Annotated in this window: 1 tRNA gene (running past one end of the window); it reads right to left on the bottom strand. The window is 35.6% G+C overall.

The features are described 5' to 3' along the window. Positions 1 to 511: 511 nt before the first annotated feature. Positions 512 to 540: transfer RNA gene (locus DW269_RS12840), tRNA-Ala, on the bottom strand (it continues 73 nt past the right edge of the window).

The following is a 540-nucleotide window of genomic DNA, read 5'->3' as shown; positions in this document are numbered from 1 at the left end:
GATAAAATAAAAAACTAGAATTATTACTTGAATAACTTCTAGTTCTATAATACGAAAGGGGCTGTAACGGGTAAATAACTTATTATAGTTTCATACAAAGCAAAATGCGGACCGTGACCCTCAAAAAAGTGAGACAATTCACCTATTGAGGAGTAATTTGAAAGACTCATGATGCATTCAAAGGGAGTACGAGCAGGAAGCTTTCGGCAACGAGTGAAGTTGGAAACAGGGTCATTCAGTAGCACTTCAGACTATCAAGAGCCACATCCATAGAGCGTCCAAGAATAGTCTTAACCTTTGTGGTGAGTAGAGAATGTTGTGTTTGCTTTGTTTCATAATAGTTTAACTACTAAAAAGGGCTAGAAATGAATATTCATTCATTTCTAGCTACACGATTTTTATCATTTGTCAACAGTTTGATAAAAAAATAAAAACCTCCTCAATTTCAAATTGAGGAGGTTCTTCGGCATTTAATTGCCTAATTTCTTCTACTATAGGATTGATTTATAATTGGTGGAGCCTAGGAGGATCGAACTCCTG

This window comes from Catenibacterium sp. AM22-6LB (assembly GCF_003435615.1).
Classification (GTDB): domain Bacteria; phylum Bacillota_I; class Bacilli_A; order Erysipelotrichales; family Coprobacillaceae; genus Catenibacterium; species Catenibacterium mitsuoka_A.
Note: the sequence above shows the minus strand (reverse complement) of the source record. Positions and strands in the feature narration are given on the sequence as shown.